This window comes from Rhizobium sp. WYCCWR 11128 (genome assembly GCF_013416305.1).
Lineage (GTDB): Bacteria > Pseudomonadota > Alphaproteobacteria > Rhizobiales > Rhizobiaceae > Rhizobium > Rhizobium indicum.
Genome location: NZ_JACCEZ010000001.1, coordinates 679,916 through 700,701, shown reverse-complemented (window position 1 = coordinate 700,701; position 20,786 = coordinate 679,916). Strand labels below are relative to the sequence as shown.

Here is a 20,786-nt window from a genome sequence, read left to right as displayed (position 1 = left end):
CTAGTCACCGACTCCGGCAACGACAACCACAGGGCAGGCTAAGAAGGAATGGTACCTGCCGTTGCCGTTATTGCCTGCCGACGAGAAGCGGTGGAGAGTGCGGCAGAAATGAAAGACGGTGCCGCAGCACCTGCGGATATCTCACATCCTGACCGTCATGCCGCCGTCCACCGTCAGCACGTGGCCGTTGACGAACGAAGCGGCGGCGCTTGCCAGAAATAGCGCCGCGCCGGCGATCTCGTCCGGCCGTCCCCAGCGCTGGACCGGGATGCGCTGGCGCACGAAGGGCATCAATTCCTCGTTCGCAGCCATCGCCGCGTTCGTCTCGGTGGCAAACCAGCCGGGCGCAATTGCGTTGCTGGTGATGCCGTGCGGGCCGAATTCGACCGCCATGCCGCGCATCAGTCCGGTCAGTCCCTGCTTGGCTGCCGGATAGACGCAGTCACCGGGCATGACGACATGGCCGCTGATCGAGGTCACCGCGATCAGGCGGCCGTGATTGCGTCGCTTCATCAGCACGGCAGCGTCCCGCGACAGCGTCATCGCCGCCGCTAGGTCGGTGCGCAGCAGCTCGATGATGGAATCATCGTCGAATTCGGCCAGCGGCCGCCTGTCGCGGGCGCCGACATTGTTGATCAAAATATCGAGGCGACCATGGATCTTGTCGATATCGGCCATCGCAGCACGCTGTGCCTCGCGCTCGGCGATATCGAATGCGGCGGCCTCCGCCGTGCCGCCCGCGGCACGGATGGTCTTTACGGCGCCTTCCAGCGTCGCCGCCGTGCGTCCGTTGACGATGACATGCGCGCCGGCCTCGGCAAGGGCGCGCGCCATCTCGAAGCCCAGACCACGCCCGCCGCCGGTCACCAGCGCCACCTGACCTGCCAGTGAAAATCTGTCCAATATGCTCATGATTTTCGTCGCACTCGACCTCGTCCATCGCTGCAATTAATGGACTCAGTCAACTAATTTGGCAATAGCAGAACGAGATGTTATGCTGTGGCATCAGGAGGTCTGGCTTGGCTCCCTCTTCTCCCCAGCGGGGTCCGAAGGACGGGTTGAGACCCGCGGCTCGACCCAGGTCGGTGGCCCAAGGGTCGGATGGTCGGCCACGTCGGTGGCGCGGAAGGCCGGCCCTTGGCAATAGCGGGTATCTCGATCGAGATAAATTCACCGAACAACGTTGAATTCAAGCTCGAGGTCGAATACTCGACCATTGCCGTAGGACTCCCGGACCGTTGCCTTGTCCATTCCCACGTAGCCAGGCGCGGAGGTGTAATAGGAGACCACGCCGCCGGTTTTTATCCCATTGCATTTCGCTGCCTCGCCCTTGGCGTTCGGATAAACATCCTGAACCACGAGGTCGATCTTGCCATGGGCTGGCGGCGTCATCACGCGAACGTTCGGTGGCGTATCGGCGCTGCAGTCACGCTTCACATGCCAGGCTTGATGCAGGCGTGTGCGTTCCCCGCTGACCGCGGTGAACCGATGGCTTGCTTCTTTAATGCCGCCGGAGACGGTTGAGCAACTGGCCAACGATAAACCGAGTGCGACGGGAAAGAAGGCGGCGAACTTAAACATGCGACTGTGAACTCCTTCACTCAATGCTGCTCTCGATAACTACGCTCGGAATTCAGGGCAACTTGGTGAGGCATTTGGCCGCGCGCTCCACTGCACTCGATAGACCAGCCAGGTTCTGACATGCCGGATGATTGCCCCTTTCCTCCTCACAGGAACTGAACGTTCGCCGGCTGCAGGCTCGCAACCGCCACGTTCTTGAGGATGATCTTGTCGTCCGAGTCTGCCGTGATGATCACATCGCTGCCCGATTGTGTGGAGGCAGCCAAAAGATGCGCCCAGTCGGCGAAGACCGAGCTATCGACAGCGAGCACATCGTGGGCAGTTCCGGAAGCGGCAAAGCCCACGATCGTATCTATGCCACCGTTGGCGCCATAGGCGAACGTGTCCGCAGCCGCGCCGCCGATCAAGATGTCGTCACCCCCACCACCTGACAGTCGATTGGCGCCGCTGCCGCCGGTTATGACATTATCGAGCGCGTTGCCGGTGCCGGTGAACGCCGCCGTTCCGGTATAGGTCAGGTTTTCGACATTCGATCCAAGCGTATAGCTCGTCAGAGACGTCTTGACCGTATCGGTTCCTTCGCCGGCATTCTCGACGATGATGTCGCCAATATTGTCGACGACATAAATGTCATTTCCGGTACCACCCGTCAGCGTATCGGCGCCGGCTCCACCATCAAGCGTGTCATTGCCCGACCCGCCCGAGATGACGTTCGCAGACGCATTTCCGGTTCCCACGAAATCCGAGGAGCCGGTATAGACGAGGTTCTCGACATTCGTGAGCGAGGCCAGAGTATAGCTGGCGAGCGCCGTCTTGATCGTATCAATCCCGGCGTTGGCAGCTTCGGTGACCACATCGCCGGCTTTGTCGACGATGTAGGTATCATTGCCCGCACCGCCGATCAGCGTATCGATGCCGGCTCCCCCATCCAGGACATCGTTGCCAACGCCGCCAGTAATCGTATTGGCAAGCTCATTGCCCGTCCCCATGAAATCAGCGGCCCCGGTATAGATGAGGTTTTCGACATTGCTGATTGCGGCCAGCGAGTAGCTGGCAAGCGCCGTCTTGATCACATCGGTCCCGGCTCCGGCATTTTCGATGATTACGTCGTTCAGGCTGTCAACGATGAAGGTGTCGTTGCCAAAGCCGCCCATCAATGTGTCGTCACCGGCGCCACCATCCAGAATGTTTACACCATCGCCACCCCTGATGACGTTATTCAGCGCGTTGCCTGTACCGTTAAACGCCGCCGTCCCGGTGTAGGTCAGGTTCTCAACATCGGCGACGCCTGCCAATGAATAGGTCGCAAGCGTTGTGAAGATCGTATCGCTTCCCTCGCCGGCATTTTCCGTCACCACGTCGCCGACATTGTCCACCACATAGTCATCGTCGCCGATGCCGCCGATCAGATGATCGGCTCCCGCCCCACCGTCGAGGAAATCATCACCGCCGCCGCCAACAAGCGTATCGGCGCCGGCGCCGCCCGTCAGCGTGTTGCTGAGTTCGTTGCCGGTCCCTGTGAAGGCGGCAGTCCCGGTATAGGTGAGGAACTCGACATTGGCCCCGAGTGTATAGCTTGTGAGGGATGTCTTGATGGTGTCCATGCCTTCGCCGGTGTTCTCGACGACGATATCGCCGGCATTGTCGACGACATAAGTGTCATCGCCGGTGCTGCCAATCAGCGTGTCGGTACCGGCTCCGCCGTCGAGCGTGTCATTGCCGGCTCCACCGGTGATGATGTTCGCAGACGCATTGCCGGTGCCGGTGAAGGCGGCCGTGCCGGTGTAGGTCAGGTTCTCGACATTGGCGAGCGCGGCCAGCGAATAGGTCGCCAGGCTCGTTCTGATCGTGTCGGTGCCCTCGCCGGCATTCTCGGTCACCACGTCGCTGGCATTATCGACGACATAGGTATCGTCGCCCGTGCCGCCGATCAGCTTGTCGGCACCAACCCCGCCGTCGAGCGTGTCGTTGCCGGCCCCACCCGTCAGCGTGTCGGCGCCGGCACCGCCGGTGATCATGTTGTCGAGGCCATTGCCGGTCCCGGCAAAGGCTGCAGCACCAGTATAGATCAGGTTCTCGACATTGGCGGCCAGCGTGTAGCTGGCAAGCGAGGTCCTGACCGTGTCGATGCCCTCGCCTGTATTCTCCGTCACCACGTCGCCAGCATTGTCGACGACATAGGTGTCGTTGCCGAGGCCACCTGCCAGGTGATCGGCGCCGGTCCCACCGGTGATGAGGTTGTCGAGCGCATTGCCGGTGCCGGTGAAGGCCGCCGTGCCCGTATAGGTCAGGTTCTCGACATCGGCGCCGAGCGTATAGGTGGTCAGCGAGGTCTTGACCGTATCGGTGCCCTCGTCGGCATTCTCGGTGACGACATCGCCGGCATTGTCGACGATATAGGTGTCGTCACCGCTGCCACCGATCAGCGTGTCGGCACCTGCGCCGCCATCGAGCGTATCGTTGCCGGCTCCGCCCGCAAGCGTATCGGCACCAGCGCCACCCGTGATCGCATTAGCGAGCTCGTTGCCGGTGCCGGCAAAGGCTGACGATCCGGTATAGGTGAGGTTCTCGACATTGGCTGCCAGCGTATAGCTTGCAAGCACCGTCTTGACGATGTCGGTGCCGCCGCCCGCCGCTTCCACGACCACATCGCCCGCATCGTCGACAATGTAGGTGTCGTTGCCCGCTCCGCCGGTCAGCGTGTCGCCCCCCGCGCCGCCGTCGAGCGTATCGTTGCCCGAGCCGCCGGTAATGATATTGGCCACGGCATTGCCGGTGCCGGTGAAGGCAGCGGTCCCGGTGTAGGCCAGGTTCTCGACATTGGCGAGCGAGGCCAGCGAATAGGTCGCCAGGCTCGTTCTGATCGTGTCATTGCCTTCGCCGGCATTCTCCGTCACCACATCGCCGGCATTGTCGACGACATAAATGTCGTCGCCAGTGCCGCCGATCAGTTGGTCTGCTCCGGCCCCGCCGTCCAGCGTGTCATTGCCCGCCCCGCCAGACAGCGTGTCGGCATTCGCACCTCCGGTGATGACGTTGTCGAGCGCATTACCTGTGCCGGCAAAGATCGCCGACGTTCCGGTGCCTGTATAGACCAGGTTCTCGACATTGGCGGCCAGCGTGTAGGAGGCGAGCGCCGTCTTGACCGTGTCGGTGCCCTCGCCGGCATTCTCCGTGATCACATCACCGGCATTGTCGACGACATAGATGTCGTCGCCGGTGCCGCCGATCAGCGTGTCGGCACCTGCTCCGCCGTCGAGCGTATCGTTGCCGGCTCCACCGGTGATGACGTTCGCAGACGCATTGCCGGTGCCGGTGAAGGCCGTTGTGCCGGTGTAAGTGAGGTTCTCGACATTGGCGAGTGCGGCCAGCGAGTAGATCGCCAGGCTCGTCTCGATCGTGTCGGTCCCGGCACTGGCCGCTTCCGTCACCACATCGCCTGTATTGTCGACGATATAGATGTCGTTGCCCGCACCGCCGACCATCGTGTCGGCACCTGCGCCGCCGTCCAGGATATCGTTGCCGGCGGCACCGGTGATCACATTGACCGCAGCATTGCCTGACCCGATGAAGTCACCCGTGCCGGTGAAGGTCAGGTTCTCGACATTCGCTAGAGATGCCAGCGAATAGCTGTTGAGCGTGGTCTTGATCGTGTCGGTCCCGGCCCCGGCTGCTTCGACCACCACGTCGCCTGCATTGTCGACGACATAGGTGTCGTTGCCAGCGCCGCCGGTCAGCGTGTCGGCCCCCGCCCCGCCGTCGAGCGTATCGGCGCCTGCCCCGCCCGTGATCGCATTGGCAAGCTCGTTGCCGGTGCCGGTGAAGGCTGCCGTCCCGGTGTAGACGAGGTTCTCGACATTGGCGCCGAGCGTGTAGCTCGCCAGCGCCGTCTTCACCGTATCATTGCCTTCACCGGCATTCTCCGTCACCACGTCGCCCGCATTGTCGACGACATAAATGTCGTCGCCAGTGCCGCCGATCAGGTGGTCTGCTCCTGCTCCACCATCGAGTGTGTCGTTACCGGCGCCGCCGGTTAGCGTGTCGGCACCCGAGGCACCAGTGATGACATTGTCGAGCTCGTTGCCGGTGCCTGCAAAGGCAACCGTCGTCCCGGTATAGACCAGGTTCTCGACATTCGATCCAAGCGTATAGCTCGTCTGTGCAGTCTTGACCGTGTCTGTGCCTTCACCGGCATTCTCGGTGACGATGTCGCCGGCGTTGTCGACAACGTAGATATCGTCGCCGGTGCCGCCGATCAGCGTGTCGGCACCGGCTCCGCCGTCGAGCGTATCGTTGCCGGCTCCACCGGTGATGACGTTCGCCGACGCATTGCCGGTGCCGGTGAAGGGTGTGGTACCGGCAAAAGTCAGGTTCTCGACATTGGCCAGGCTCGCAAGCGAATAGGTCGCAAGGTTCGTCTCGATCGTGTCGGTTCCCGCACTTGCGGCTTCCGTCACCACATCGCCAGCATTGTCGACGATATAGATATCGTTGCCCGCGCCGCCGACTAGCGTGTCTGCACCTGCTCCGCCGTCGAGGATGTCATTGCCGGTGCCACCGGTGATGACGTTGACCGCGGCATTGCCTGACCCGGTGAAGTCGCCCGATCCGGTGAAGGTCAGGTTCTCGACATTGACCAGCGACGCCAGCGAATAGCTGTTCAGCGTGGTCTTGATCGTGTCCGTGCCGGCGCTCGCGGCCTCCACCACCACGTCGCCGATATTGTCGACGACATAGATGTCGTTGCCAGCCTCGCCCGTCAGCGTGTCCGCACCCGCTCCGCCGTCGAGCGTATCGGCGACCGCCCCACCCGTGATCGTATTGGCAAGCTCGTTGCCGGTGCCGGCAAAGGCTGCCGTCCCGGTGTAGACGAGGCTCTCGACATTGGCACCGAGCGTGTAGCTCGCAAGCGCCGTCTTCACCGTATCATTGCCCTCGCCGGCATTCTCAGTAACCACGTCGCCGGCATTGTCGATGACATAGGTGTCGTTTCCAAGCCCGCCAATGAGATGGTCGGCGCCGGTCCCACCAGTGATGACGTTGTCGAGCTCGTTACCCGTGCCGGTAAAGGCCACCGTTCCTGTGAAGGTCAAGTTTTCGACATTGGCCCCGAGTGTATAGCTTGTGAGGGATGTCTTGATGGTGTCCATGCCTTCGCCGGTGTTCTCGACGACGATATCGCCGGCATTGTCGACGACATAAGTGTCATCGCCGGTGCTGCCAATCAGCGTGTCGGTACCGGCTCCGCCGTCGAGCGTGTCATTGCCGGCTCCACCGGTGATGATGTTCGCAGACGCATTGCCGGTGCCGGTGAAGGCGGCCGTGCCGGTGTAGGTCAGGTTCTCGACATTGGCGAGCGCGGCCAGCGAATAGGTCGCCAGGCTCGTTCTGATCGTGTCGGTGCCCTCGCCGGCATTCTCGGTCACCACGTCGCTGGCATTATCGACGACATAGGTATCGTCGCCCGTGCCGCCGATCAGCTTGTCGGCACCAACCCCGCCGTCGAGCGTGTCGTTGCCGGCCCCACCCGTCAGCGTGTCGGCGCCGGCACCGCCGGTGATCATGTTGTCGAGGCCATTGCCGGTCCCGGCAAAGGCTGCAGCACCAGTATAGATCAGGTTCTCGACATTGGCGGCCAGCGTGTAGCTGGCAAGCGAGGTCCTGACCGTGTCGATGCCCTCGCCTGTATTCTCCGTCACCACGTCGCCAGCATTGTCGACGACATAGGTGTCGTTGCCGAGGCCACCTGCCAGGTGATCGGCGCCGGTCCCACCGGTGATGAGGTTGTCGAGCGCATTGCCGGTGCCGGTGAAGGCCGCCGTGCCCGTATAGGTCAGGTTCTCGACATCGGCGCCGAGCGTATAGGTGGTCAGCGAGGTCTTGACCGTATCGGTGCCCTCGTCGGCATTCTCGGTGACGACATCGCCGGCATTGTCGACGATATAGGTGTCGTCACCGCTGCCACCGATCAGCGTGTCGGCACCTGCGCCGCCATCGAGCGTATCGTTGCCGGCTCCGCCCGCAAGCGTATCGGCACCAGCGCCACCCGTGATCGCATTAGCGAGCTCGTTGCCGGTGCCGGCAAAGGCTGACGATCCGGTATAGGTGAGGTTCTCGACATTGGCTGCCAGCGTATAGCTTGCAAGCACCGTCTTGACGATGTCGGTGCCGCCGCCCGCCGCTTCCACGACCACATCGCCCGCATCGTCGACAATGTAGGTGTCGTTGCCCGCTCCGCCGGTCAGCGTGTCGCCCCCCGCGCCGCCGTCGAGCGTATCGTTGCCCGAGCCGCCGGTAATGATATTGGCCACGGCATTGCCGGTGCCGGTGAAGGCAGCGGTCCCGGTGTAGGCCAGGTTCTCGACATTGGCGAGCGAGGCCAGCGAATAGGTCGCCAGGCTCGTTCTGATCGTGTCATTGCCTTCGCCGGCATTCTCCGTCACCACATCGCCGGCATTGTCGACGACATAAATGTCGTCGCCAGTGCCGCCGATCAGTTGGTCTGCTCCGGCCCCGCCGTCCAGCGTGTCATTGCCCGCCCCGCCAGACAGCGTGTCGGCATTCGCACCTCCGGTGATGACGTTGTCGAGCGCATTACCTGTGCCGGCAAAGATCGCCGACGTTCCGGTGCCTGTATAGACCAGGTTCTCGACATTGGCGGCCAGCGTGTAGGAGGCGAGCGCCGTCTTGACCGTGTCGGTGCCCTCGCCGGCATTCTCCGTGATCACATCACCGGCATTGTCGACGACATAGATGTCGTCGCCGGTGCCGCCGATCAGCGTGTCGGCACCTGCTCCGCCGTCGAGCGTATCGTTGCCGGCTCCACCGGTGATGACGTTCGCAGACGCATTGCCGGTGCCGGTGAAGGCCGTTGTGCCGGTGTAAGTGAGGTTCTCGACATTGGCGAGTGCGGCCAGCGAGTAGATCGCCAGGCTCGTCTCGATCGTGTCGGTCCCGGCACTGGCCGCTTCCGTCACCACATCGCCTGTATTGTCGACGATATAGATGTCGTTGCCCGCACCGCCGACCATCGTGTCGGCACCTGCGCCGCCGTCCAGGATATCGTTGCCGGCGGCACCGGTGATCACATTGACCGCAGCATTGCCTGACCCGATGAAGTCACCCGTGCCGGTGAAGGTCAGGTTCTCGACATTCGCTAGAGATGCCAGCGAATAGCTGTTGAGCGTGGTCTTGATCGTGTCGGTCCCGGCCCCGGCTGCTTCGACCACCACGTCGCCTGCATTGTCGACGACATAGGTGTCGTTGCCAGCGCCGCCGGTCAGCGTGTCGGCCCCCGCCCCGCCGTCGAGCGTATCGGCGCCTGCCCCGCCCGTGATCGCATTGGCAAGCTCGTTGCCGGTGCCGGTGAAGGCTGCCGTCCCGGTGTAGACGAGGTTCTCGACATTGGCGCCGAGCGTGTAGCTCGCCAGCGCCGTCTTCACCGTATCATTGCCCTCGCCGGCATTCTCCGTGACCACATCGCCCGCATTGTCGACGACATAGGTGTCGTCGCCAGCGCCGCCGATCATCGTATCGGCACCCGCTCCCCCGACAATCGTATCATTTCCGGCGAAGCCGAGGATCACATCGTTGCCGGCCGCGCCATCGATCGTGTCGTCGCCGGTCCCGCCCGTCAGAATATCGGTGCCGGCGGTGCCGACAACGTCGATGCCGCTCCCCGTCGTCGATGACAGATAGGACTGATTGACCGCAAGAGCGACCGCGAAGTCAGCCTTGGTGGTGCCGGATCCGAGTGCTGACATCCAGAAAGATGCCTCCGACGCGGTCGGCACCCTGCCGAGGGCATTGAGGAAGAGCTGATTGACGAGATCTGCCGTTGACAGGCCGCCATAGAGCGTCGTGAAAGCCGAGGAGGCCAGAATGTCATTGGCGACCTGGAACTGGGTTTCGGTACCGCCGGTGATTGCGGTTGCCTTCGTGGCGGCTTCGCTTCCTGACGGATCGCGGCCGAGCAGGACACGATAAAGACGATCAACAGTTTCGGTCGCCGCGGCCTTGTCTGTCGAATGTAGATATTTGCCCGAAGTCACATTGGTCGTGACGTGGTCATTGCCGACGACCTGATGTTCGGCGCTCTCCGAAATCGCAAGGACCAGGCCCGCCCGCGTAATGCCGCCGGAGCTCAGCTTGCCGAGCCATGTTTGCATCTCACTGACGGATGCATTGCGTCCATAGGCGTTCTGATAGAGCACTTCGACGAAGCCTACGTTCGACAAGGTCCCGTAGTTCGACGTGAAGGCTGCGCTTGCGATGAGGTCGGTCGCAAGTTGCGTCGTATTGAGCGCACCCTGGGTCAGGTAGGTCCCTAGCTGCTCGCGCTCGGAGTTCTGCATGTCGCGGTCGAAGACGACATCGTAGATCCGCTGCATCTCGGCGACGTCGAGGTTTTCCTCGGTCATCTCGATTTGCGCCGATCCGCTGAGACCACGCACATTCGACCAGGTGATGGTATCGATACCATCCGGATCGATCCCGTGCCGGACATAGGCAGTGACCGAACCGGTTGTCGAAACCGCTTCCCAGCTATAGGAGCCGTTCGCCTCGGCGGAGACCGAGATGAACTCGTCGCCGAGATCGGTAGGCGCGCTCGTTGGATCGGACGGCGTGTCCGGCGACAAAATCGTTACGTCGGTGCTGCGCCCGTCGTCATCGACGTTGATAACGAAGCCGTCGGCCGAACTGTCCGCGGCCCCCGTGCGCCAGGACTTTCCGGTCGGATAGTCGAGCGACTGATAGGTGTTTCCTGCCGCATCGGTGTTGAACAGCTGGCTCTCGTCGATGACGCCGTCACCATCGTGATCGAAATCGGTGACGATTTCGAGTCCGTCTGCACTCGTCAAACGGACAAAGCCGCTGCGCTTGCTGCCGTCCTGGTAACTGGTCGTGCTCGACTCGACCAGTTCTCCATTGGCATCGACGGCCGTGGTGTCGATCTGTGATTCCGAGACACGTCCGGCTGCGTCGAGCTGAGAGAGTTGTGTCTTGCTCAGCCCATCGGCGCTCGTGGTGCTGGTCACCTTGTCGAGGACGGCAATACCATCGGGGGCGAGATCGGTAATGGTCTCGGTACGGCTGCCGTCCGGGTTGAGAACGGCAACATCCGTTCGCCTGCGATCGATCACGCCGTCCCCGTCCGAATCGAAACTGTAATCGGTCTCCAGACCGTTCGCACTGGCTGACGTCGTCGAGCGATCCTTGAGAGTGCCGTCGGAATTGAAATTGGAGATCGTCGTCGTCTTGACACCATTGCCGGCTGTCACAGTCGTTTCGCTGTGATCGGCAACGCCGTCGCCATCGCTGTCTCGGCTCTCCGTATGCGACAGGCCGTCGGCGCTATCTGCGGTCGTCTCCGAACGCAGCAGATGGCCGGTGACCGTATTCGAAAGTTGGACAGTCTCCGTCTTGCTGCCGTCGACATTCTGGATCGAGGTATCGGTCTTCGCATTCTTCGTTGAGAGCGCGATCGCAGTGGTCTTTGTCAGGCCGTTTGCCGAAACCGTCTGGACCTCCTGGTCGACGAGCCCCGTGACGCCGGAACCCGACAGCGCCGTGCCGGCGCTCGTCGTGGTCGTGGTACTGCCATCGCTATTGCGGACCGTAAGCGCGCTTGTCGCCCAGCTATGATTGCCGCTCCACTGCTGGGTGACAAGGTCGCCATTGGTCGAGGTCGTCTTGATGACCTGGTCGATAACCTGGCCTGTTGTATTGGTATCGCGCAGCGTCTCGGTACGCGAGCCGTCGGCGTTGAGCACCGTCCCATCGAAAATCGTTTCGCTGTATGAGTCGGTGTCATCGCTGTTGGTGAAATCGTTCTTCACCGTTTTCGTCAACCCGTCGGCACTGACGGTCGTCGTCTTGATTTCGTTGAACGCGACCGGATTGTTGATGCCGTAGCTTTCGACGATCGTGACCTGCGAACCATCGCTATTGACCGAGTTGACGGTCGTCTGCGCATTGGTTGGCGGAATACCGTTCGAGAGATCACTTGTACTGCTGCGGCCATCGGCGCTCGCTGTCGTCAGCGTATGGACGTATTTCAGGCGATTGACACCGGCGACACCGTCCTGAATGTCGAGGATACTACCGTCTGCATTGCGCGTGCGGGCCTCGTGAACCGTTTTGTCGACGGCGGAGTCGCTGCCGATATAGGTGTCGGTCGTGAGTGTTTGACCATCCGCGCCGATCGTCGTCACGGTCTTTCCGGTCTGCGTGCTTCCATTCCCGTTGCTGCGAGTAATGGTGACCGTCGATGACCCGTCGGCATTTGTCGTGGTTGCCGTCACCGACCGGCTGTCGAAGTCGCCGTCGCCATCGGCATCAGTTTCCACCGTCTTTACAAGACCGTCGGCCGACGTCGTCGTGACGACGCGTTTTTCGAGGATCGTTCCGTCCGGGCTGAAGGTCGAGACACTATCGATCGTGCTACCGTCGGCGGCAACAGTGACCGCCTCGACGGTGTCGAACCCGCCGTCGCCGTTCGCATCCGTATCGAACGTTTTCGTTCGGCCGTCTGCCTGCTCGATCGTTACCACCTTGCTGCGGAGTGCAGAGCCGTCTTCAACCGTGATCACTTCGGTGGTCGAGCCGTCGGCGTTAAGCGCCGTGACGTCGGTCACGGTCGTGTCGACAAGTCCGTCACCATCGGCATCGAGCGTCGTCACCTTGCTATATCCGCTATGGCTTGTCGTGATGGTGTTTCGATCGACAAGCGTCGTGCCGTTGCCCGCATAGTCCGAAACTATCTCCACCTTCGACCCGTCCGGGTTAAAGGAAGTGACGTCACGGGTCACGCTGTCAAAGGTTCCGTCGCCATCGAGATCGGACTGAACGGTGATCTGGCGGCCATTCGCGCTCGTGGTGGTCACGCGCCTGTCGGTCAGATTGGCGGCAGCAACAGCCGTGCCGGCATAATCGGAGACAGTCTCAACCCGGCTTCCGTCCGCGTTGAGCACCATCACGTCGCTGCTGTGCCGGTCGATGTCTCCATCCCCATCGCTGTCCGTCGTGGCAATGGTCGTCAGGCGATCGGCGCTCGTCGTCGTCAACGAAGATTGGAGCAAATGCTGTCCATCGGCGCTGTAAGTCGACGAGGAGGTCGTTTCGCTGCCATCGGCGGCGATGTTTGAAATCGTGACCTGTTCGGGACTGGAGAACTGATCGAGATAGGTGCTGGTCGTGACGTTCCGGCGGTCGGCGCTGGTGACGGTGACCGTCTTGCCGATTTGCGCCGACGTGGCGCCAGCGGCTTTGACGACCATATGCGTCTGGGAACCGTCTGCATTCAGTACGGTCGTATCTCGTTCTGAAGTATCTTTCGAACTGCCGGCGCCAAGATAAGTATCGACGATGGTGGTTTTTCCGTCGGCGCTGACCGTGGTTATGGTCTTGCCCGTCTGGACACTGTGATCGCCGTTCCAGTTCGTAACCGTGGTCGTCGAGGAGCCGTCGGTGTTGATGACGGTCGCGGTATCCAATTGCTTGTCGAAACACCCGTCGCCATTCTCATCGGACCGTATGTTCTTTGACAATCCATCGGCCGACGTCGTCGTCACCGTCTCGTATGATAAAACGGTTCCTGCCGGGTTGAAGGTCGAGAGCGTATCCGTGATCGTTCCGTCGCCGGCCACCACGATCGTTTCGACGGAATCGGATCCTCCGTCACCATTCGCATCGGTCTGAACCGTCCTGCTGCGCCCATCTGCGCTCCAGGCCGTCACTGTTCGATTCCGCAACGTCAGATCGTCGTTCTTGTCAGTGACAGTTTCGACCCGGCTGCTATCGGCGGCAATCACAGTGCTGTCCTGGTGGGTCAGTTCGAAGGCACCGTCACCGTCGGCATCCGTGTTGGTTGAACGAACGAGGGAGTCGGCGGTGAGCGTCGTGACGGTCTTGCTGAGCAGGGTTCCGTCAGCGCTCTTCACAATCTGCGTGGCCTCGGACGTACCATCGGTGTTGACGACAATGACGTTTGACTGAAGCTGATCCGTTAGCCCATCGCCGTCGAGATCGGTGGTTACGCTCTTGCTGCGGCCATCGGCGCTTGTCACCGTCACCGTTTCGTCGATACGGCTGGCGCCTGCCGTACCCGTGCCGGCATATTCGCTGACGTCTTCAGTTCGTGCTCCGCCGTTCGCCACCGATATCATATCGGTCGTGGTGGCATCGACGATGCCGCGTCCTGTGGAGTCCACGGTCTTCGTCTTTGTCAAACCATCCGCACTGGTTATCGTTGTCGTCTGATCCTTCTCCGAGCCATCGCCATTCAGGTCGGTCATTGTAACGGTCAGCGTACCGTTCGCGGCGGTGGCATCGGTCTCCCGCTGGGTGGTAAAGCCGCCTCCCGTCTGATCTCTGGAGATGGTAACGAGCTTGCCGTCAGCGCTGGTCACTGTGGTCGTGCGGTCAATCAGGATCGAGCCGCCATGATCGAAGTCGGCGAGCACTTCCGTCCGACTGCCGTCGCTTGCAACGGTGATCACATCGGTCTGCCGCTCGTCGATGATGCCGTCGCCATCCGTATCGATCGTCAGGGTGCGGGTCAGACCATCTGCCGAGGTCGTCAGGATGCGCTCGGACTGAAGGCTTCCATCAGTGCCGCTGACCTTCGTGTCGATGACAGTCGACCCGTCTGCGGAGTGCGACGTCGAGGTTGACGTGACGACGCCGGTCTTGTCGAAGGCCAGCGACACGTCCGCCGCCGTGCCGGTCGAACCGTTCGCTCGCTGAAATGTCGCGGTGCCGCTGATGGCCGAGCCATCGGGTTGAGTGGTTGTTTGGTTGTTCGAGATAAGATCGATTGACGTGATGCCAAGGTCCGAAAGGGTTTTCAGCTGTTGCGTGCCATCCGCCTGCGTGACGACGACCTTGAAATTGGCAAAACGGCTGTCGCCGGCATCGAGCTTTCCGTTGTGGTTGGTATCGAAGACATCACGCAGCGCCTGCATGTCGGTCGCCGCCGTCGGGTCCCACGCGGTAAAATCGATCTCGCTCTTCTGGTCGATCTTGCCATCACCATTCGCATCGATCGCCAGCACGCCGTCGCCGGCCGCTGCCCATGCGGTCAGATGCTTCTTGCCGTCGCCGGCCATGTCGAAATAGGTGATCGACGAGGTCTGCTGCGTCAGCTTGATACCGTTGCCGTCAAGGTCGAGGACGATTGGTTCGTCGTCGCCACTGTCGTCATCGTCATCGCCGCTAGAATCGTCGTCAAGCTCACCATCGACATTCGGGAAAAAACCGCCCGGGTCATAGTAGCTCGGTCCGGTATCGATACTTACGTTATGCTGCCCGCCGGAGTTGCTGTAGCTCACACCACCAAGCGACCCGGTATCCGGATCGGCAGGTTCGCGGCTACTGTCGTGACTGGTGTCGTAGCTGAAGTCATACTCGTTCGATCCTTGTCCACTCGAAAAAGAATCGGATCGCGACGACGAAGGATTATTGTCATCCGACCCGCTGCTGTAGGTCCAATCATCCTGATAGAAATAATCCGAGAATGTCGGTGTAGTCGCCGAACCATGAATACCGGTGAAACCGAAATTTCCTGGGTCTATGAAATTGCTGCTGGGATCGGCGGCAAAGTCGGTAGATGCCACCTGGTTCGCGGGTAATTCGTATCCACTGCTGATGCTGAGACCAGCATAAGGAGCGTAAACGTCGAGTGGGTCCGCATCTAATAACGGTGCCTGCGATATGCCGAGCCGATCGAGAACTGCTGTGGCGAGTTGTTTCTCGTTGTAGTCTTGGGTTGCGTAATACTTGGCTTCGTCCACAGCGTCGAATTGTCCGGCGACGTAGTTCCGAACGGAAGGACCGAGCTCTTCACTGTAGGTGAGCGCTACGGCGCCTCCCAAAATAGCGAAGGTGACTGGAAATTCTTTGGCTGCTGCGCCCACCATGCCGCTTGCGAGCGATACTGCGATGCGGCCAGCGGAGAGGGCTATACTGTCGTCGACATAAATTCCCACGGTCCGATTTAGAGCCGATTGCTTGTCATTAGCCAGGAGATCGAGTCCTGCGTCCACCGGCAGAAGACTTTTGGTCAGCAGATCAGAACGTGCCGCCATGCGCGCGTAGGCACTGATCGATGAGTCCGTCGAGACAGCCGTTGCTATGTGGTCGAACTCACCGTTGGCGAGCTGCGAGGCTATGTTGTTTATTCCCAGCTGCTTGGTGGCGCGCGTACTTTCCGCGTAAGTTGCCGAGATCGTGTAGGCCATGAATGACTGAACAGCAAATGCCGCTCTGCCAACTTCTTTGTTGAATTGATCGAACTCATTCTTAAGGTTATCGAAATTGAATGTGACGCTGAGAGTATTCATCAAGAGTTCTCACGATCTTTTATTGTCTTCAGATAGATGTTGTACAGATGCACAAAGAACGAAATGAAGAATATGGATGTTATCGTATTCGCCATATAAAGATTAAAAAATCCGTTCTCTCTCGAGCCTATCAAAAAGTCTATTGTATAGCATTTTGCATTGTCGCATGGCGTAGTTAATCTATAGTCTGAAATGTATATGACGAAACATACTGCAATTTCTATTGTTGCCGCTATGAATGCCTGCTTCATATTATTTTCAACTGGGCTTTTGCTGAGTCTGTAAAAAAATCCCTCATCAGTTACCTTCGCGCGACGCGCCATCCACCAAGCGATTGGGAAGAAGATCAAAGCGATTATAATCTGCGCAACCAAGAAGATGAGCAGATAGTCAGGGGCTCGAAATCGGTGAAATAACGCGAGAGATGAAATTGTCACCGCGACCATCAGAATCGCGAAAACGCTGTCTACGCTAATAATGCTTCGTCGGAGTAGAGTTCGACCTACTAAGAACAGGAAGATCAGAAACAGGACGATGGGGACGGGCCCGATCGGGGAAAGCGGGCTTGCAGGTACAAAATCACCGTTCACGCTCGGATCCTCCATCAATATGACGAGACGACGGGAAATACCGACCATCTCGGTTGCTGCGGGGGCGCATCGCTTTTATCAAATCACCGCTCCTTCATTGCATCGCTCGCCACTTCAACGAGAGGCGAAAACACGTAGGCCAGTATCCGCCTCGAACCGGTTCTGACCTCGGCCGTTGCCGACATTCCCGGTGAAAGCGAAACATCCGCGCCATCCGCCTGCACCGCATTTTGCTCAAGCTTCAGCGTCACCGCGAAAACGAGGTTCTGTGTCCGCTCGGCACCCGCAAACAGCGAAGTTTGCGGTGCGGCAGCAGCGTCTTCCTCTCGGCGCTCGGCGTCCGGCTCCGGAATGGCATCGGTTGCTATCTTGGTGATCGTTGCCGGAACCGTGCCGTATTGGGTGAACGGGAAGGCATCCAGCTTCACCACCGCCGGCTGGCCGACATGAACGAAGCCGATATCGCGATTGGGAACATAAACCTCGAGTTCCAGTGTGGCCCCTGCAGGGACGACCCTCAGAACCTCTTCGCCCGCCGTCACCACCTGACCTTCGGTGGAGATCGCGGAGGCCTGGACGACGCCGTCGATCGGGCTGCGCACCGTCATTTGCGCTAGTTCGGCGCGGCTCTTTGCAAGGCGCTGTTCGAGATCCTCGGCCTGCCGCTCGGCATCGCCGAGTTTTTCGGTCTGGTCACTGATGAACGTGCTGCGGGCCTTTTCGATCTCGGCGCCGAGGACATCGATCCCGGCTACGGCGTCGGCAAGTTGACCCTTCTGGATCGCGAGCTGTGTCCGCTGCGTCTTTAAGGTTTCGGTCGCGTCGATGACGCCGGCGATCGGCCCTGCGTTCTCACCGACGAGCGTGTTGCGCATCGCGACCCGCTGTTGTAGCGTATCGACGAGCGACGCCTGCTCGTCGAGCGTATCCTGAAGGTGGTCTCGCTCCCCTTCCTTCTGGCGCATTTGGGAACGCAATGACGTCAGCGACGCGTCGAGCTGACCGAGCTCGCTGGCGAGAATGGCGTCCTCCCGTTTGCGAAGCTTCGCGGGCACGTCTGCTGCCCAGTCGATGCGAGCGCCGCGCGGATCACCCGCTGCAGCCCCGGCAACAAGCGCCTCACGCCGACGCGTGGCTTCTGCCTGAACGGACGCGAGCGCGGTTTCGGCATCCCGTTCGTCGGCAATGGCTTCGGTCGAGTCCAGCTGGAACAGCACATCGCCGCGATGCACTTCGGTTCCATTGGCGGGCGGCAGACCAACGACCTTGCCACCGTAAAGCGGCTGAACGACCTTGACCCGTCCGACCGGTTGGATTTTGCCCTGTGCCGTCGCGATGATGTCGATCCTGCCGAGATATGCCCAGGCAAGCGCGACGGCCGCGAGCAGACAGATAATCAAAAGGAGCGCCGTTCCGACCGGGGACGGCGGCGTTTCAAGTACCTCGAGTGCAGGCGCCAGGAACTGGTTGTCGGATCTAGACCGTGTCGGCGGAGGCGAGGCAGCGATGGTGCGGGCGGCAACAGTCATGCCGGAACCCTTGTATCGTGCTGCAACGTCCAGAGCCGCGCAAAGAGACCATCCTTCTTTTGCAGAAGCTCGTCATGCGTTCCCATCTCGACAACCCGGCCGTCTGCCATGCCGATAATCCTGTGGCAGTTTCGAACGGCGGCAAGGCGATGGGCGATGATGATCACGGTTCGACCCTGGACGATGTGGCGCATGTTTTCCTGGACGACGCGCTCGCTTTCATAGTCGAGGGCACTCGTCGCCTCGTCGAAGATGAGGAGCGGCGGGTTGGTGGCGAGCGCCCTTGCGATGGCTATGCGCTGCCGCTGCCCACCCGACAGGTTGGCGCCCCGTTCCTCGATGACGGTGTCATAGCCCTGCGGCAGTTTCGATATGAATTCGTCGGCACCGGAAAGACGGGCCACCGCCAGGACCTGGGCGCGCGGCAATGCGGGATTGGCGAGCGCGATATTCTCGTGGATCGTGCGATTGAAGAGCAGGTTCTCCTGCAGAACGACGCCAATGTGACCTCGCAACCACGCCGGATCCATTTGCGAAAGATCCATCCCGTCGAGCAAGACTTGGCCTTCGTTGGCAAGATAGAGCCTCTGGATGAGCTTCGTCAGCGTCGATTTACCCGACCCCGAAGCACCGACGATACCGACCACCTCGCCTGGGCGGACATGCAGGTTGATGCTCTTCAGGATATCCTGACCGCCGGGGCGGTAGCGGAAACTGACATTCTTGAATTCGATGAGGCCTCTCGGAGCGGGAAGGGCAAGCCGCGTTGCCGGCGTTCGCTCCATCGGCGTATTCAGAATGTCGCCGAGACGGTCGATCGAGATCTGGACTTGCTGGAAGTCCTGCCAGAGCTGCGAGAGCCGGAGGACGGGTGCGGTGGCCTGGCTGGCGATCATGTTGAAGGCGACGAGCGAGCCTACCGACAGCTCGCCGTTGATGACAGCGCGCGCACCGAACAGCAACAGCAGCGCCGTCGTAAGCTTGCTGATGTACTGGATGACGTTCTGCCCGCCGGCGCCGAGCAGCGTCGTCTGAAACGCAGTCTTCACGTAGGCGGCGAGCTTTTCTTCCCACTGCGCCTGCATGACCGGTTCGACCGCCGCCGCTTTTACGGTCTGTATGCCGATGATCGCCTCGACGAGCAACTGCTGGCTGACCGCGCCACGGTTGAACTTCTCCTTGACCATGTCGCGAAGCGGTGGGCGCACGAGAAAGCCAACGAGGGCGTAGAGCGGGATCGAGCCGAGAACGATCAGCGTCAGGCTCCACGAGTAGAGCCACAGGATGCAGAGAAAGACGATGGCGAATACCAGGTCGATTGCGGCAAACAGCCCCTGCCCCGTGAGGAAGTTCCGGATCGTTTCCAATTCCCGGACACGGGCGACCGTCTGGCCTGCAGACCGCGTTTCGAAATAGTCGAGCGGCAAGCGAAGCAGGTGACGGAAAAGCCGTTGTCCCAGCTCGACGTCGATACGGTTGGTCGTGTGCGACAACGCATAGGTTCGCAGGTACTGTAAGACGACATCGAAGAGACCGATGATCGCAATTCCGGCGACCAGAACGAACAGCGTCGAATAGCCCTTGTGCGTGAGAACCTTGTCGACGACTACCTGGAAGAAGAGCGGCGTTACCAGGGCAAAAATCTGAACGAAGAGCGAGGCGACGAGGACGTGTGCAAGTGGCTTGCGGTAGCGCCAGAGGGACGGCAGAAACCATTTCAGTCCGAAGGTCCTGGGATCTGTTCCTGCCCCTCCCAATTTCCGGGCCACGAGAAGCGCGCGGGCACCTGTCTCGATCAGCAGCTCGGCTGCCGATAATTCACGATCGGCGCGTGTTACGGGATCAATGACCCTGTATCGGCCGGCCGGGGTCGGTCCGCCGAGAATGGCGAATGTGCCTTCCGGCATATGCACGATCGCGGGAACAGGCAGATTTCTGAGGCGTGCTTCGGTCAATTCGCGGACAGCCCTTGCCTTCAATCCGACTGCTGATGCCGCCCGCAGAAGATCCAGCTCGGAAGCAACCCCGCTGCCAATTGCAAGCTCATGATGAAGCTGGTTCGGATCGGCAGCAATCCGGTAAAAGGCTGCAATTCCGCACAAAGCACGCAGGCCGGAATCCACCGGTTGCGCGGCCGCATTTGCGATGCCGGGGTCGAGGCTGCCCATACGAAGATCACATCCTATTGACTGTATAAATATTGCAATCACAATCCCGGGGTCGTACGACACGAGATAAAATCCGTTGCCCAGGCTGACGAAAGATACTTTGACCCGCGACGCTCTCGGTTGATGACGTGGCGTGAAAATCCAGTGCGGAGCAAAAGCAAAGCGCCAAAAATGCGCTCTAGCTCGCACAAGATATTGACTATTTTGATTGGTTTTTAGGGGTTTCCATTTATTGGTGGGGCTCTCTTCTTCTTGTAAAGGAACGTTTACCTTCGGCTTTGACAAAGATTCCTAAAACAACCGGCTCTGACTAATCCCGCCGCGACCCTACGCGCAGAAGAATTGTTTGCTCCGAGCCCCCGCTCGTCAACGCCAGTTGGTTATTTCATAGTTCAAAGGTGGATAGCCAAAGCTTGTCAGAAAGGACTACCTATGATTTTGTTTTGCGTGTCTCACGTTTAATCGGAGAGAACTATCGGTCAAATCACGGCTCTGTGATATCGCGTGCCTTTGGGTCTTGAGGCTATTTTGTCGCATGAGGTCAATGTGACTATTGTACAAAATTGATCCGTATCC

5 protein-coding genes are annotated in these 20,786 nt (G+C 60.2%); all 5 read right to left on the bottom strand.

Annotation, left to right across the window (positions count from 1 at the left end; translation table 11 throughout):
• Window positions 1-141: 141 nt before the first annotated feature.
• The gene (locus tag HX898_RS03440; RefSeq protein WP_180194008.1) at window positions 142-912 is read right to left on the bottom strand and encodes an SDR family oxidoreductase; all 771 of its coding nucleotides are present in this window, start codon (window positions 910-912) and stop codon (window positions 142-144) included.
• 258 nt (window positions 913-1,170) lie between these two features.
• Entirely contained in the window at window positions 1,171-1,581 is a 411-nt protein-coding gene (locus HX898_RS03435) for a hypothetical protein (protein ID WP_138390951.1), read from the bottom strand.
• A 146-nt stretch (window positions 1,582-1,727) separates the two neighbouring features.
• Window positions 1,728-15,821 (bottom strand): DUF4214 domain-containing protein, encoded by a 14,094-nt coding sequence (locus HX898_RS03430; RefSeq protein ID WP_180194007.1) that lies wholly within the window; start codon window positions 15,819-15,821, stop codon window positions 1,728-1,730.
• Window positions 15,822-16,596: 775 nt separating this feature from the next.
• Window positions 16,597-18,042 (bottom strand): HlyD family type I secretion periplasmic adaptor subunit, encoded by a 1,446-nt coding sequence (locus HX898_RS03425; RefSeq protein WP_138387465.1) that lies wholly within the window; start codon window positions 18,040-18,042, stop codon window positions 16,597-16,599.
• Window positions 18,039-20,210, bottom strand: coding sequence for a type I secretion system permease/ATPase (locus HX898_RS03420; RefSeq protein ID WP_173883648.1), 2,172 nt, complete (start codon window positions 20,208-20,210; stop codon window positions 18,039-18,041). The genes HX898_RS03425 and HX898_RS03420 overlap by 4 nt, the downstream gene beginning before the upstream one ends.
• Window positions 20,211-20,786 lie beyond the last annotated feature (576 nt).

What these genes read in the sequence shown, in the direction of transcription:
- HX898_RS03440 (WP_180194008.1), bottom strand. Translation starts at nt 912, where the DNA reads ATGAGCATATTGGACAGATTTTCACTGGCAGGTCAGGTGGCGCTGGTG.
- HX898_RS03425 (WP_138387465.1), bottom strand. Translation starts at nt 18,042, where the DNA reads ATGACTGTTGCCGCCCGCACCATCGCTGCCTCGCCTCCGCCGACACGG.
- HX898_RS03430 (WP_180194007.1), bottom strand. Translation starts at nt 15,821, where the DNA reads ATGGCCTACACGATCTCGGCAACTTACGCGGAAAGTACGCGCGCCACC.
- HX898_RS03435 (WP_138390951.1), bottom strand. Translation starts at nt 1,581, where the DNA reads ATGTTTAAGTTCGCCGCCTTCTTTCCCGTCGCACTCGGTTTATCGTTG.
- HX898_RS03420 (WP_173883648.1), bottom strand. Translation starts at nt 20,210, where the DNA reads ATGGGCAGCCTCGACCCCGGCATCGCAAATGCGGCCGCGCAACCGGTG.